Annotated in this window: 16 protein-coding genes; 10 read left to right on the top strand and 6 right to left on the bottom strand. The window is 42.6% G+C overall.

Features of this window, described 5'->3' with window-relative positions:
- Positions 1-70: 70 nt before the first annotated feature.
- The 4 genes from fba to N186_RS07280 are packed head-to-tail and all read left to right on the top strand — an operon-like array spanning position 71 to position 3,189.
- Complete coding sequence (gene fba, locus N186_RS07295; protein ID WP_020963148.1) at positions 71-886, top strand: class I fructose-bisphosphate aldolase; 816 nt, start codon at positions 71-73, stop codon at positions 884-886.
- Positions 886-1,821: a carbohydrate kinase family protein gene (locus N186_RS07290; RefSeq protein ID WP_020963147.1), complete on the top strand. Its 936-nt coding sequence runs from the start codon at positions 886-888 to the stop codon at positions 1,819-1,821. Before fba ends, N186_RS07290 begins: the two co-directional genes overlap by 1 nt.
- Before the next feature lie 35 nt (positions 1,822-1,856).
- Positions 1,857-2,732, top strand: coding sequence for a VIT1/CCC1 transporter family protein (locus tag N186_RS07285; RefSeq protein ID WP_020963146.1), 876 nt, complete (start codon positions 1,857-1,859; stop codon positions 2,730-2,732).
- A gap of 19 nt (positions 2,733-2,751) precedes the next feature.
- On the top strand, positions 2,752-3,189 hold the full coding sequence (locus N186_RS07280) for a YkgJ family cysteine cluster protein (RefSeq protein WP_020963145.1): 438 nt from the start codon (positions 2,752-2,754) through the stop codon (positions 3,187-3,189).
- Here the strand turns inward: N186_RS07280 and N186_RS07275 are convergent.
- On the bottom strand, positions 3,186-3,698 hold the full coding sequence (locus N186_RS07275; protein WP_020963144.1) for a nitroreductase family protein: 513 nt from the start codon (positions 3,696-3,698) through the stop codon (positions 3,186-3,188). The genes N186_RS07280 and N186_RS07275 overlap by 4 nt on opposite strands.
- Before the next feature lie 295 nt (positions 3,699-3,993).
- Between N186_RS07275 and N186_RS07270 the strand changes: the two genes are divergently transcribed.
- The 4 genes from N186_RS07270 to N186_RS07255 are packed head-to-tail and all read left to right on the top strand — an operon-like array spanning position 3,994 to position 8,172.
- Complete coding sequence (locus N186_RS07270) at positions 3,994-4,671, top strand: HAD family hydrolase (protein ID WP_020963142.1); 678 nt, start codon at positions 3,994-3,996, stop codon at positions 4,669-4,671.
- Entirely contained in the window at positions 4,668-6,761 is a 2,094-nt protein-coding gene (locus tag N186_RS07265; RefSeq protein ID WP_020963141.1) for a glycoside hydrolase family 65 protein, read from the top strand. The genes N186_RS07270 and N186_RS07265 overlap by 4 nt, the downstream gene beginning before the upstream one ends.
- Before the next feature lie 51 nt (positions 6,762-6,812).
- Positions 6,813-7,100, top strand: a complete 288-nt coding sequence (locus tag N186_RS07260; RefSeq protein ID WP_020963140.1) for a ferritin family protein — start codon at positions 6,813-6,815, stop codon at positions 7,098-7,100.
- 58 nt (positions 7,101-7,158) lie between these two features.
- Positions 7,159-8,172 (top strand): TrmB family transcriptional regulator, encoded by a 1,014-nt coding sequence (locus tag N186_RS07255; protein ID WP_020963139.1) that lies wholly within the window; start codon positions 7,159-7,161, stop codon positions 8,170-8,172.
- Here N186_RS07255 and N186_RS07250 read toward each other — a convergent pair.
- Genes N186_RS07250 through N186_RS07235 form a run of 4 tightly spaced genes read right to left on the bottom strand, consistent with a single transcriptional unit; the run spans position 8,165 to position 12,380 of the window.
- Positions 8,165-9,241: an ABC transporter ATP-binding protein gene (locus N186_RS07250; RefSeq protein ID WP_020963138.1), complete on the bottom strand. Its 1,077-nt coding sequence runs from the start codon at positions 9,239-9,241 to the stop codon at positions 8,165-8,167. The two genes, N186_RS07255 and N186_RS07250, sit on opposite strands and share 8 nt — an antisense overlap.
- Positions 9,242-9,245: 4 nt before the next feature.
- Positions 9,246-10,085 (bottom strand): carbohydrate ABC transporter permease, encoded by an 840-nt coding sequence (locus N186_RS07245; RefSeq protein ID WP_052885558.1) that lies wholly within the window; start codon positions 10,083-10,085, stop codon positions 9,246-9,248.
- 2 nt (positions 10,086-10,087) lie between these two features.
- Entirely contained in the window at positions 10,088-11,035 is a 948-nt protein-coding gene (locus N186_RS07240; protein WP_052885557.1) for a carbohydrate ABC transporter permease, read from the bottom strand.
- A gap of 34 nt (positions 11,036-11,069) precedes the next feature.
- On the bottom strand, positions 11,070-12,380 hold the full coding sequence (locus N186_RS07235) for an extracellular solute-binding protein (RefSeq protein WP_020963135.1): 1,311 nt from the start codon (positions 12,378-12,380) through the stop codon (positions 11,070-11,072).
- 82 nt (positions 12,381-12,462) lie between these two features.
- Between N186_RS07235 and N186_RS07230 the strand changes: the two genes are divergently transcribed.
- Positions 12,463-13,524, top strand: coding sequence for a glycoside hydrolase family 130 protein (locus N186_RS07230; protein ID WP_020963134.1), 1,062 nt, complete (start codon positions 12,463-12,465; stop codon positions 13,522-13,524).
- A gap of 92 nt (positions 13,525-13,616) precedes the next feature.
- Here N186_RS07230 and N186_RS07225 read toward each other — a convergent pair whose 3' ends face one another.
- Positions 13,617-14,066 carry an NUDIX hydrolase gene (locus tag N186_RS07225; RefSeq protein WP_020963133.1) on the bottom strand — a complete coding sequence of 150 codons (450 nt, stop codon included), beginning with the start codon at positions 14,064-14,066 and terminating at the stop codon, positions 13,617-13,619.
- A 63-nt stretch (positions 14,067-14,129) separates the two neighbouring features.
- Here N186_RS07225 and N186_RS07220 point away from each other — a divergent pair, with 63 nt between their 5' ends.
- On the top strand, positions 14,130-14,798 hold the full coding sequence (locus N186_RS07220) for a hypothetical protein (RefSeq protein ID WP_052885556.1): 669 nt from the start codon (positions 14,130-14,132) through the stop codon (positions 14,796-14,798).
- Positions 14,799-14,809: the final 11 nt, after the last annotated feature.

Raw genomic sequence — 14,809 nt, 5'->3', positions numbered from 1 at the left:
CAAAATGATTACCAGACGTGATTACAAATACTATTTGTATGTCTCAAGATGTAAATAAAATTGAAATAGTATGGGTTATGGGTATATAGGGAAAAAGGTTAGGCTTCAACGAATATTGAGGGATGGCAAAGCCGTTATATTTGCTTTTGACCACGGCGTGGAGCACGGTCCCGCAGACTTTCCTGGAGAAACCATCGACCCTAGGAAGATCCTCTCGAAAGTAGTTGACGTTGTTGACGCAATTATGCTTTTGCCGGGCATGGCTAACCTGACCCACGAAGTTTGGGCAGGTAAGGTCCCGCTAATCGTTAAGGTAACAAGCAAGACCAGTCTTAGACCCGAACAGGAAAAGCTTCTCCAAAGCCCGTTCGGCTTCGTGGAGGACGTTGTGGCTTTAGGAGCCGAAGCTGTCGCCGCCACTGTGTATTGGGGAAGCAATTTTGAGGACCAGATGCTGAAGATGTGGTTTGAGGTTAAGAGGGAGGCAGAGAGATACGGTTTGCCGGCTCTCCAGTTGTCTTATCCGCGTGGTCCAGCGATAAAGAACATGTATGACGTCGAGGTTGTCAGGTATGGCGTCAGGGCAGCCATTGAGAGTGGGGCCGACCTAATCAAGACCTATTATACTGGAAGCACAGAGTCCTTCAGGCGCGTAGTGGAGGTTGCGGCAGGCGTTCCAGTGCTGATGAGTGGAGGGGCAAAGGCAAAAACTCTCCTAGACTTTCTCTATGTCGTCAAAAGCGTGATGGATGCCGGTGCACAGGGAGTGGTCGTGGGGCGCAACATATTCCAGCACGAGAACCCGAGGGGCGCTGCAAAAGCAATTATGGCAGTTGTCCACGAGGGTTATTCACCTGAAGAAGCACTAAAGATGGCTGAGCAATAATGCAGGCAGAAAAATCTAGATTCGACGTAGTGACGCTTGGACACATTCTGCTTGACCTCAGGTTCTGTGTAGACGCGTTTGCTACTCCGGACAAGGAGGGCGCAATCAAGAGCCAGAGCCACGGAGTCGGCGGTAGCGCGGCTAATGTGGCTATAGGTATCAGGAGGCTTGGTGGAAAAAGCGCAGTTATAGGCAAGGTTGGCTTCGACGACTTTGGGAAAAACGCTTTGGAAGACCTCGTCCGGGAGGGCGTAGACATTTCCAATGTAAGGATAGACGCACTAAACGGGAAGACAGGATTTACCCTGGTAATCATAGACTCAAGCGGACAAATAATCATGTATGGCGACAAGGGCGTTGCAGAAACCTTGACTCCTGAAGAAGTGAATACAAAGGTTCTACGAGAGACCGAGCATCTCCACATCGCTAGTCTACGTGTCGATACGGCTTCCTCTATAGCAAAGATAGCGAAGGAGCTTGGCGTAAGGATTTCCTGGGACCCCGGCAGGAGGCAGGCCCGTCTAGGGCTAGAAGCCCTAAGACCAGTTATCAGGTATGCAGACATCGTTCTCCCCAACGAGATAGAGGCAAAAGCCATGACGGGGACAGAGTCTATCGAGGAAGCAGCAGAGACCCTCTTGAAAGAAGGAGTAGGAATGGTAATTATCAAGAGAGGCGCCAGAGGCGTATATGTGGCAACAAAGAGAGAAGTGTTCGAGGTCCCAGGCTACAGGCCTGAGACAGTTGTTGACACGACTGGAGCAGGCGACGCATTCGCCGCAGGCCTAATAATGGGCCTCAAGAAGTTTGAGCTCAGGGAGGCCGTGAGGTTTGCAACCATTGTTGCGGGACTCAAAGTTACGAGACTGGGCTCACATGAGATTCCAACCTGGAACGAGGCAATAGCTGTTTTCGAGAAGCAGAGAAAAGGTTAAAGCTTCCAAGTTTTATTATTAATTTTAAGACCTATATGCCGGACTTTCGTGCTTATGCTCGTGACGAACTCTTTGATTCTCTTCTTTATGGCGAGCTTTCCAAGCATGAAAAGAATCAAAGAAACAGAGAGATTCTCGAGGAGCTCTCGAAACAGGAATACATGCACTACGAGTTTTGGTCTAAGTTTGCCGGAAGAATTGAGCTCACTGGCTATGAAAAGGCAAGGCTCCGAATCTACCTCTTTATGTCGAGGCTCCTGGGAAAAACATTCATCATTAAGTTTCTGGAGAGACACGAATCTGACGTAGTTGAGGAGTACAAGAAGATTCTAAAGGAGCCCTCACTTTCTGACAACGACAAGAAGATTCTGGAAAAAATTATAGAGGAAGAAAAGTACCATGAGGGCGCCCTCGCAAGCCAGATAGACGAATTCGCTGTTAGACACCTGGGCTCGATAGCCCTGGGAATGAGCGACGCAATTATCGAGCTGTCAGGCGTTCATGCAGGCTTCCTGGGATATACAGCTTCGCCCATCTATACGGGCATCTCTGGACTCATCGTGGGCATAAGCGCCTCGATGTCTATGGCTGCAGCGGCTTATCTCCAGGCTAAACAGGAGAGGGGAAAGAGCCCCGGTAAATCTGCTACGGTTACCGGCTTGATGTACATGGCTACCGTTGTGCTCCTTACCTCTCCCTTCTTCATGGGCCTCTCTGTGCCAACGGCCCTCGCCCTCTCGATTCTCTTTGCTCTCCTAGTCTTGGCTGGATTCACCTTCTTCAGTACAACTATTCTAGGAGGATCCTTCAAGAAGGACTTTCTCGAAAACACTGGAATAATATTTCTCGTAGTAATAGTAGGCTACCTCTTCGGGACAGCCGTGGAACAGCTACTCGGATTTAGACCCTGAAAACCATGGAAACATGTCTATGACTATAGAGAAGCCAGAACTCAGAGTCGATTGCAAGATAAATGGGAAGCTTTGTGGAGCATGTTGCTATAAAGCAGTTGTTCCTCTCACACGGGAAGACATTAAGAAGATAGAGAACCTAGGGTTCAAAGCTCAAGAATTCATAGAGTTTCGGCTAGGTGTCCCCATACTTCGAAACATAGATGGACACTGCATGTTTCTCGACACAGCTACGAACACATGTAAAATTTATGAGATGAGGCCAGAGGCCTGCAGGCTGTATCCTCTCATCTATAGCCCCAAGCTATGGGTGCATGTAGACCCACGGTGTCCAAAGGCAAAAGACGTTCCACAGGAAGAAGTAGTCAAGCTTGCTTCGCACGTGTTGAGGTTTTATGAAAAAATTAAAGCAGACTGGCTCTCGGAAAATGCTCGTGACTATTCTCAAGACGCCTAGAAGCTGTCAATTTTGACTATCTCGCTTAGCTGTTTTCTTGGACGCGGCGGCGGGGATTCTGCTGGAAAGCCTACGGGGAAAATAGCTACTGGCATGAGGTGTTCTGGGGCATTGACGATATTTCTAATTTGTTCTGCCTGTTCCAATGTGTATATCCAAACAGTGGAGAGGCCAACACAGTGTAGGGCGAGCCATAGATACGTTGCTACAATAGAGCCGTCGACAAGGTGGGACCTAGGAGAAATCTTTGAGTCCGAGAAAACAATTATCGCTACCTGCGAGCCTAGGATAGGTTTCGACCACCTGTGTATCTCGGCTAGTTTTCGGAGTTTTTCCTTATCCTTGACGACTACGAAAACCCAGGGCTGATTATTGTGTGCACTTGGCGCAAAACGGGCGATGTCCAAAGCCTTCTCTATGAGTTCGTCTGGAACAGGATCCTCCCTGAAACGCCTTATACTTCTCCTCGAAAGCAAGAACTCTCTACAGCGGGACTCTTGTGTACACATACATTTGGTTAGTCTAAACATGGATATATCAAAGTATCGCCTAGCCAAGTATTATCGTCTCTTGTGAAGAAACATGTCAGTTCATGAATGGTCTATCATATCTCAATACTCGGCAAATTCATCATTCGCTATCATTATGTGGATGGTCTTTATATTTATTTTCGAGGAGAATACAATGAAGAAGAACTGATTAAGGGGCATCTGCGTTTTTGCTGGAAGCTTCATCTCGAACAAATTAACATCTTTTTATGTTTGTTGGAAAGATTTATTTACTATTTCAAGTAGTATTTAGTGTATGCTGGGGTTTGTATGGGACTTCGACGGAGTCATCGTCGAAACACCACATGAAAAAGCATGGAGAATAGCATGTGAAAGACTAGGCATAACTGGTTTTACCAGCAACTTCTACCATGAATATGTATCTGGCAAGCCTCGTCTCGAGGGTGCATGGAATATTTTGAGCAAACTAGCAAATAGATCACCAAGTCAAACTGAAGTGGAGACCCTTGCTTCACTTAAAACTAACATATACTTGGAACTAATAGAGAGAGGCGAGTATCAATTAAGAACAGACGTTATAAGGTTTATACAGCGAGCAAGGCAAGAAGGAATAATACAGGTTCTAGCTTCGGCATCGAGAAATGTCCATCGGCTTATAGAGGTAGAGCGCAAAAAAAGTGGTCTTGAGTTGGCGGTGCTCTTCGATATCGATGTGAGTGGTTCTGGAGCGACAAAGAAAGAAGTATTTAAAAATGCAATTGAAAAACTGAAAGAAATATTTCATGAAGATATGGAGTGTATTTTGTTCTTTGATGATGCTCCCTCAGGAATTTTAGCAGCTAAATCACTCAATCAAAAGGCTATAGGTTGTTTTCACCGGGAACTTTTAAACTATGGAGCTGATGCCGTTATTGAGGATTTCTCCAATATACCTCTTCAAGAGTTTCTTAATAAGGTGGGGTGCAAGATATGATAACATACGAGTTTTCTAGTAAAGAAAGAAGCTTAAAAGAAATAGCTACACTTGCCACCCTTTCAAATGGTTTTATCAGTGTACGTGGAGACCCAGAAGTATCAAAGTCAGAATTTGGAACCTTTGTTTCAGGGGTTTATTGCTATACACCTATCTTTTATAGGGAGCTAGTGAACCTTCCAAGAATAACTCCCATATATTTAACCATTGATGGTGAGCCCTTCAGACCTATAAGTGGTGAGACGATTATAAAACTAGATACATTGAACGGTATCGTCTATTACGAATCAATTCTAGAGTCTAGCATTGGAAAACTAAAATATGAAAGTTCAAGAATTGTGCATAAAACTTTCAAGGGAATCTTTGCTGAAGAGTTCCGTTTTAGACCAATTAACTTTGCTGGAAGGGTATGCATAAGACTCCCTATCGAGCTCTCGGTAAGCAATAAGTCGGTTCCCCCCCAAGTGCATGTTAAGCTGTTTAAAATTGTAGAGAGCGACAGTTTTAATGATTCATACCTTCATGTGCGTACAGAGGACGAAATATATGATGTTTACTTCAAAATGTTTGCTGAATCTAATGATTTACAGCTACGGCCATATAGCGACGAGAATGAAATAGGTTTCCTGGGATGCATAGATGTGGATCCTAACCAGGCGATTAAAGTTGCCAAAAAGGTAATTGTAGCAAAAGAAAAAAGTACCCTGAATAAATATTCTGAGATCGCGAAGAAAAAAACGTACCAAGAACTACTAGAAACCCATACCACTGCTTGGCAAAAAGAATGGAAACAAATAGGCTTAGTCATCGAGGGAGACATAGACTTTGCACGTTACCTCTATTTTAACACATTTCATCTTTTACAGATGTATGACGATGAATCAGATGTTTTTCTTTTGCCTGCCAGAGGCCTGCATGGATATGGTTATAGGGGGCATGTATTTTGGGACGCAGACATTTATTCCCTTCCTTTTTACCTCTTCTTTAAGCCCTCGGCTGCAAAAGCCATGCTAAAATACAGATGTAAGTGTCTTCAGGCAGCAAAAGAGTATGCTACTAAGAGCAATTTTAAAGGTGCGAGATTTCCATGGGAGAGTGCAGATGACGGCTATGAGGCTACACCCCGCATTGTTCCCTTAGATCTTACTGGTTCAAAGACTGTGCTGATAGAGACTGGCGAATTAGAACAACACATAACAGCGGATGTGGCTTATGCTGTAGATTTGTATTATACGTTTACAGGGGACGAGCAATTCATGGAGGAATGTGGACTTAAGATTATTTTTGAAACTGCTAGGTTTTGGAGCTCTCGAGTCAAATATGACCAAGAAAAAAATGCCTATGTAATAGAGGATGTCATTGGTCCAGATGAATACCATGTGCATGTCAACAATAATTTCTATACTAATTTGCTGGCTAAGCACAACCTAGAACTTGGAGTAAAATATTTTGAATTGTCGAGGCAGAAAAATAACTGGAGAAAAATTGCTGAGGGTCTTACTAGCGAAGAAGAAGTTCAAAATTGGCGTAGAATTTCTCAAAAAATCTACCTGCCATGTCTGACAAATGGCATATGTGAAGAGTTCGAGGGTTATCTTCAGCTACCCGATTTTAAGGTCCCCGAAGGTTGTATTGGAGAGAAATGTCTTCCAGAGAAAATAAGAGAAAACATTCCAAAAACTAGACTCATAAAACAGGCCGATGTTCTGGCTGGCATGTTCCTTCTCAAAGAGAAATTCAATAAGGAAATTATTGCACAGAATTTTGATTATTATTTTCCCCGAACAACCCACGCATCTTCCCTTTCACTTCCAATGTATGCTGCTGTCCTTGCATATCTCGGGAGAACAGAAGAGTCATTTAAGCTATTAAAATTAGCTGCATCTGCGGATCTAGGAAATCTTTACGGAAATGTGGAAGATGGTTTCCATGTAGGATCTGCTGCAGGAGTCTGGACAGCCATACTTTTTGGTCTAGCGGGAATACACATTAAAAACGAAAGGCCAACCTTGGATCCTAAAAAAATCTCAAATGTAAAAATGGCCTTCAACGTAACCATAAAGGGACAAAACGTTAGGGTTGAATTATAGTTCTAAGCATCCAAACACTTTTATATTACGTTAATTAAAAATTAATTTGCTATGTTGGCAAAAAACCCTATCGAGATTCCTTCTGGAAAGAAGCTATCTCGCGAAGAGCTGGTTCAAGCAGTAAGGCTATCGATTATTGCTGAGCTAGATGCTATAAACCTCTATCTCCAGCTTTCAAGCGCGACGGATGACCCCCTCGCTAAAAAGGTTTTTGAGGACATAGCTCGGGAGGAAAAAACACATGTTGGAGAATTCTTGACTCTCCTCGAGAAACTAGATCCTGAACAAGTAAAAGAACTAGAGAAGGGAAAGAAAGAAGTCAAAGAGCTCGAAGAATAATTTTAGAAACAATGATTAATTATTTAAATAGAGAAAGCTTTGTTTTTCTGAGATAAAGGTGGCTATAGAGGAACTTGTAAGACTAGCTGAAAAAATTGGTTTAACAAACTACGAGGCACGCGCCTATATAGCTTTGCTTATTCATGGCTCCCTCACTGCAACAGAATTAGCAAAGAAAGGTGAAATCCCACAGCCTAGAATTTATGATGTTACCAAATCACTGGAAGCTAAGGGACTGATAGTTACTAGCGAGGGTAGACCTAGAAGATTTACAATTGTTGATCCAGGAATAGCTCTCAGAAAATTAGTTGAAAAGAGATACCAAGAAGAACTTCTTTCTATTCAGGAAATTGTCGAACAAAGTTCCATGATAGGACGCACTTCTGAGGAACCTGGTGTTTGGACGGCTACTGGACCAGATGCCGTAGAAAACTTAGTTATATCAAGTTTGAAGAGTGCAAGAAACGAGATTCTGGTTTCTGGTTTTTCGGAGTTTGTAAAAAGATACGTTTCTGAGGCAAAGTTAGAGAATATAGCTTCTTGCCTCGTCCTATACGACGAGAACTACAATGGGCTCGTTGAGTTGTTTGACGAAGTAAGAGTTAGACCCACACGTGCTCCACAATTTGTGATAACAGATTTCTCGATGGTTACGGCCGTTGTTAATTGGGGAACTCAGGATCCTGTCGCATATAGGGTAACTGATATGAATTTAATGAAGATTTTTGCTGTTTACTATTTAAGTTATTTAAGAGCTGGGGCAAAAATTGTTTCCAGCAAATTTGATAAAGTGAGAAAGAGAACGTATCATCATTTGACTCGAGCCCTTGATCATCTTAAATTGCTTGAAGAGATGAATAGAAAAGCAATTGTTACAGTTAAGGGTAGGTGGATAAAGAGTGGAGAAAGTGCATATATAAGAGGAGTTCCACAGCAGGTTTATGAGAATAGTTTTAAAGGCATTGGAACACTTATTATCGTTACTGAGGATGGAAAAAAGGTTACCGTTGGAGGAATAGATGCGTATCTAGAGGATATTGAAGGATTTGAAATAACAATTGAAACTACATAAGTGTGTACTCTTTAATAACAGTTATGAGTTGTTCGGTAGCTTTGTCGAATAGATATATTGGTCCTACTGGTTTGACGAAAGCTTTTGACTCTGAGTGTAAAAGCTCTGGTAGGTATTTTCCCATGTGAACTGTTATTTCGCCATCAGGGAATACTCCGTGAACAATGTATTCTGCGCCCAGCTTCTCTACACCAACAATTTTAACTTCTATGCCTCTATCCCTGTTTATTTCTAGATCCTGTGGTCTGATACCGATTATTACCTCTTGGGATTTTATATCGGGAAGATTGACTCTAATCTTTAGGTTTCCTATTTCCAATGTTTGCTCTCTTATTTTTCCCGAAAGTAAATTCATTGGAGGTGTCCCTATGAAGCCTGCTACAAAAGTATTTGCTGGGTATTCGTAGAGCCGACTAGGAGAGTCTACTTGAAGGATTTCTCCTTTATTTATTACTGCAATCCTGTCTGCCATCGTCATTGCTTCCGTTTGATCATGAGTAACGTAAATGGTTGTTGTTTGAAGCTGGTCATGCAGAAGCTTTCTGAGCTCAAATCTTAGCCTAACTCTTAGCTTTGCGTCAAGATTGCTCAATGGCTCATCTAGTAAAAATACCTTTGGACGGCGTACAATGGCACGTGCTAGAGCAACCCTCTGCTGTTCTCCGCCAGACATTTGATAGGGATATTTTGATAGTAGGTGTGTAATTCCAAGCATATTTGCGACCTCTAGGACTGACGCATGAATTTGTTCTTTTGGTACTTTACGCATTCTTAGTGGAAAAGCTATATTATCGTATGCTGTCATATGAGGATAGAGGGCATAATTTTGGAATACAAAGGCTATGTCTCTTTGACTTGGATCTAATTCGTTCACACGGATGCCGTCAATTAGCACTTCTCCCTCGTCAGGATCGTCAAGTCCAGCGATAATCCGCAGGAGTGTAGACTTGCCTGATCCAGAAGGGCCAAGGAATACAAAAAACTCGCCCCTATTTATCTTCAAATTGGCATTCTTCACAGCTACTACATCTCCAAATTTTTTAGTGATATTTCTTAGTTCTACACTCATATTATCACCCCTTCTTAGCTGAGACAACAACCCCACGGATCATATACTTGTTAAGAGCAACATAAAGAATAATTGTTGGCAAACTCGCTATCAGGCTTCCAGCTATAATTGGAGTATATTCTGTCCACACGTTACGGCTAAAGGCAAAATTTAGTCCGACGGGCAATGTATAGTTCTCAGGGCTTCTTAGAAAGACAAGCGGTCCGAGGAAAGAATTCCAGGCACCCAAGAACTGGTAAATTGCGAGGGCGCCTAACGCTGGCTTTGAAAGAGGCAATGCTACATAGATGAATGCCTTTATAGGCCCCGCACCATCTATCCTAGCAGCCTCGAAAAGTTCTTTTCCTAGAGATAAGTAATACTGCCGCATTAAATATATTCCTGAAACACTTGCCGAACCAAGTAAAACAAGTCCCAGGAGATTATCAATGAGACCAAGCTTTACTACTAATATATAGTTAGGTATGAGTGTGATGAATGGTGGTACCATTAACAATGTGAGTAAGGCGCTAAATAGTAGGTTCTTTTTAGGAAACTTCAGGCATGCGAAAGCATATCCAGCTGTAGCCGAGGTAATAATATTAGCGGCAACAATTAGACCGCTTACAAGCGCTGTGTTAATTATCCATCGGGGGAAAAGAGTTAGCCTGAACAGTTTAAGGTAGTTTTCAAGTGTGAATGGATTTGGTATCCATTCAGGCGGGAATGCTGAGGCTTGCTTCCACGTCATAAAAGAGGCAAATATGGATCGTATGAATGGCATCAAGTAGATTAATGCTAGTAAAGTCATGACCGTATAAATTAGACCTGTAAGGAGCAATCTTTTAATTTCACTCCTCAGCATCCCTAACTCACCCTATAGTATTTCAATTTCTCTTGGACAAAATAATTTAGGGTAAAAACAATTAAGAAGAGAATCACAGCCTTTGCAGCAGCATAACCATAGCGTAGCTGTATAAATGCTGTATTGTAGATGTCTAGCGCGACAGTGTAGCCAGCTCCTCCGGCTCCACCACTTTGGCCAGCCATAACCCATGCAAGGTCAAACATTTGAAGGGCACCTATTGTTCCCAAAACTACAACGTATGTTACCAGGGGTTTTAATAGAGGAATAGTTATATGGATGAAACGGTTAAACCAGTTTGCACCGTCAATCCTGGCAGCTTCATAAACTTCCTTCGGGAGGGCTTGTAGTCCAGCGAGAAAAGTCACTGAAAAGTGTGCACTTGTACCCCATATAGCTACAATAGCTATTGCTGGCAAAAGATATGCGGGGTCGTTAAGCCAGTCAGGCCTATAGCCACCTGTCAATGCCGATACAAAGTAATTGATAAAGCCGTCCCTCATAAATAGCCAGATAAATATTAGAGACACAATAACTGGGCAAGTAGTTGCTGGCAAAAAGTATGCCACCCTGTAGAAGTGTGATCCCCGGAGTTTTTGGTTGGCTAAGACTGCAAGGACTAATGCTAGAACAGTCTGTGTAGGGACTACCAGTAAGGTGTAGAGTAGTATATTTTTGAGGCCGTTTGTGAATGGGGCCTGAAGATATAAAAGGTTGGTATTTGTAAGGAGAAGATTAATACCTTTATAAACCTCTTGGGCTAGCTTATAGTAGTTGAATACACCTACGAAACGCATAGGTGTCAGAATATCCCATTCAAAGAAGCTTAAAGCAAAAGCAAAGATCATGGAAAAGTAGCCGAAAACAAAGTTTAAGGTTAAGGGGTAGAGGGTTAGTAAGAGAAATGCGAGGTATTCCAATGAAGACTTATTTTTAACAAAAAAATTCATTTATTTTTGCACCCATTAAGGGTTTTTGGACTTCCTAGGATTTAAATGATTCTGCTACTTTTGTCTTCATGAGGTTTATAGCGTCGTTGATTGATATTTCTCCTTTGACCGCCGCCAGTATTAGCTGGTTTATGTCGCCTTCGTTTTGCCCAGTCTTCGGACCATAGAAGAATAAAGCTACACGTGTATACTGGTTAACCATTTTAAGTTCTTTTGCGTGAGAAGGCCACAAGTCTGGGTCATTTGCTAGTGTCTTAATGGAGGGAAGCGTTTGTCCCATTTTAACTACCAAGAGTTTTTGTCCTACAGGTCCTTCAACATATTGAATGAATTTAAGGGCGGCATCCAGGTTCTCCGTTTTAGCGTTTACTCCTAATGCAACAGTATAGGCCATACTTGCTCTTCCTGCAGAACCCTTAGGTAGAAGTGATATGTCCCAGTCAGTTCCATATTTGAAGTCCGGGAACTGGTCAGCTATATAAGGAATAGTCCAGCTTCCCTCAATAGTCATAGCTGCTAGTTGCTTGCCAAATGCTTCACCGTTCCAGCCAGCGTTCACGTCAGATGGCAAAACTATGTATCCTTCCTTTCTGCCCTGTTGGATCTTTTGGATAAGGGTTGTCAAAGCGTTTCTTACTTCTGGTTTGTCAAAGTAAGCTGCGTCTGTTGCAGAATTAAAGCTGGGTGGAGGTGCTCCATTTGAGACAAGATAGGGAACCCACCTGTTAAGCTCTGCCTGAATTACTAGTCCCGGCTTGCCTGTTTTCTGGTATATTGTTTTCGCGGCGTTGAATAAGTCATCCCACGTCCAGGAGTCTGTAGGTTCTGGAACGCCTGCTTGTGCAAATAGCTTCTTGTTGTAAAATAGAGAAAGTACAGACCAGTCTTTGGGTAGACCATAGATCTTTCCATCGGGTCCTTTAAATGGTTCTAGTAAGAATGGATAAAATTGGTCTATAAAGTCTTTGGGAAGTTTGTCTCCTATAGGATAAAGTGCTCCCTTACTTATAAAAGTAGGTGCCCACGTCGAGTCAACGTAGAAGATGTCTGGCGCTGCGCCTGCCGCATAGCTTGCTAGGATATTCTCTGAAAACATCTGGGTGATTACTTCATATTTTACGACGATATTTGGATTGGCTGCTTGGAAGTCTTGAATGATTTTTTGGTAGTTCTTCATTTCTGTTTCTCCAGCACTCCAGCCGGCAAACCTGATAACAGCTACTTGGGCTTGTTGTTGTGGTTGTTTGGGAATCAATATGTAGAGCCCAGCACCGATGAGAAGGATGAGGACAAGGGCTATTGCTATTATTGTGTTTCTAGTTTTGCCCTTTTGGGGGGTTGTCATGTTCGGTCAAGTATTTACTATTCTTAGTAGTATTTAAATTTTTCTCAAAAAGATTTATCACAAACAATATAAATGATGAAGTGTGCATCTGAAAAAGCTTACATGGAAAGATAAAGCTACAGAGATATTGCTTGAAAAGATAAGAGAAAGTATTAAGGCTCGTTGCGAAAGGATTGGCAAGGAAAAAGAAGTTTTTGAGAGGATCGTCTACATTTTTCCAACTAACATTGTTGTGAGAAATTATCCACGAAAACCTCTTGCCGTTTTCAATCCGGGAGCTGTTTTAAAAGGAAATATTATTGAAGTTTTTCCAAGAATGGTTTTTGATTACTATTGGTATTCGTCATCTATTGGGAAATTTAGTTTAAAGATTGAAGACCTTATCCAAGGAACTGTTCCTAAGGAAATTGAGACAGATATAATTATCTATCCCACAGAGCCTTGGGATCTGAGAGGTTGTGAAGACCCTAGACTTTATACTTTGCCAAGCGGTAAAGACCTGGTCCTTTATACAGGTGTTTCACCTTCTCAGGAGGGGGTAATGGCACGACAAGCACTTGCGTTACTAAATGAGGGAAACTTTCGTAAATTAGGATATTTAACTCTTAAACTTGAAGACGAGAGATATGAGACTTTCTGGAAGGACAGCGCAGTTGTAGACTGGGGATACCGAGACGCGTCTCTTCTGACAAGGCCTCTTGTTCCTATGCAAAACTCTGGGCTGGAGGTAGGGTGGTTTGGCTTTGTCGACAAATCGGATTTAAGCATGGACGTCAAAGAGATGAAACCTATATTGTTTCCAATGTCTTATGAGCAAAAGGTGGGTTGGTCTACCAACGCGTTAAAGCTCTCGAGCAACGAATATCTTGTCGGTTGGCATGGGGTTGGTCAAGACATGATTTATAGAAATGGGCTAGCACTGGTTAGTAGCGATGGAGAATTGTTAGGAATTACGGAGTATATTCTTTCACCTAGAAGAGATTTGTTCGAATTCTATGGTGACCGTCCTGGTGTGGTATTTGGTGATGGGCTAATTAAATATGCTGAGAAGCTTATCTGGATAGGTGGCATATCTGATTTTGCTGTAGGGGTATTCGCAGTAGACTATGAAATAGCTCTAGAACATATGAAAAACTGCAAGTAATACTCTCCAGTTGAACAAATATAATCTTTTCTTAAAGTATAGGTACAGAAGAAAATTTTTCTCTGCTACAGTATTTGGAAAATAAATTCGACCTATTCAAGGGTTATCACGTTGATTAATGGTAGTCTTCGGCTTTCTAGTATTCTTTTGACTGAATAGACGACGTCTGGCATTTCTATTGCTTTTTGTATTGGGACCCATTGGGCCTCGGCCACGTCTCCTCCTGGCTTTGGGTCGCCATGTATCGTTTCTTCTTTGAAGGCGAATGTGAGAATCACGTAGTGGTAACTGGCATGGTTGTTTGTCTTTGTTATTACTTCTGTGACGGCTATTATTCCCGTCGGCTCGGCTTCTACTCCGGTTTCCTCGTATAGTTCTCTTTTTACTGCCTCAACAAGCCTCTCTCCTTTTCTGACCCTGCCGCCTGGGAATGCCCATAGGTTTTTTCCTGGTTCTTTTCCCCTTTTTACTAGTAGAACGCTGTTTTCTTTCTTTACGAAGGCGCTGACAGCTACAATAGCGTATTCGTATGTTTCTTCCACGCTGAGAAACAGTGTGGAAAACCTTTTAAGGTTTAAGGTTATAAGATTTCTTTACAGGAAGAAATGCCTACCGTTTTATTGTCTCCTAAGCTGAGACTTGCAAGACTAAATTTAGCTGAAAAGCTCCTCGATCTAAGTGAAGAGTTTAGAGGCGTCTATCTACCTTATCCAAAAGAACTCGAGAAGAGCCTAAATGCATATGCCAGGGGAATTATTGACTGGCGCAGCATTGTTGAAGAGGTTAAGACCCTTATGCCTGGGTTTGCCAGGGGCTGGCTGTGGGTCGAGGAACCATTAATTAGGTCTCTGAGGCTTCTAGGCAAGGATGTGAGGTGTTACGGTGATTCATCTCTCGACTTGGTTTCGAGGAGCGGCAAGTATCTGTCTTTGCTTTTTCGTGCCCGTGTGTCCAAGCGGATAGACCTTGAGGAGTGGAGGCAACTTTTCAGGGGGGAGAAAGTGCCTCTCGACGAGAACTATGTTACTGTTGCAAGTAGAAGCGTAGAGGGTGCCAGAAATATTGACACGTGGGGTCTACCCTATCCGCCAACCGAGGATATGGACCAACCTACAATAGAGAAAATTTCTGCACTAATAGAATACGTGTTCAACTATATCTTGCCAAGCAAGAACCTAGACGACGCATATTTGAGGTGGCTCGAGGAGAAGAAGGGGGTTCGTAAGACCGAGCTACGGCGCTTGCTAGAGTTAGTTGAAAAAGAGGATTTATAAGCTAGGTTCTA

The sequence above is a fragment of the Thermofilum adornatum genome (assembly GCF_000446015.1).
Classification (GTDB): domain Archaea; phylum Thermoproteota; class Thermoprotei; order Thermofilales; family Thermofilaceae; genus Thermofilum; species Thermofilum adornatum.
Note: the sequence above shows the minus strand (reverse complement) of the source record. Positions and strands in the feature narration are given on the sequence as shown.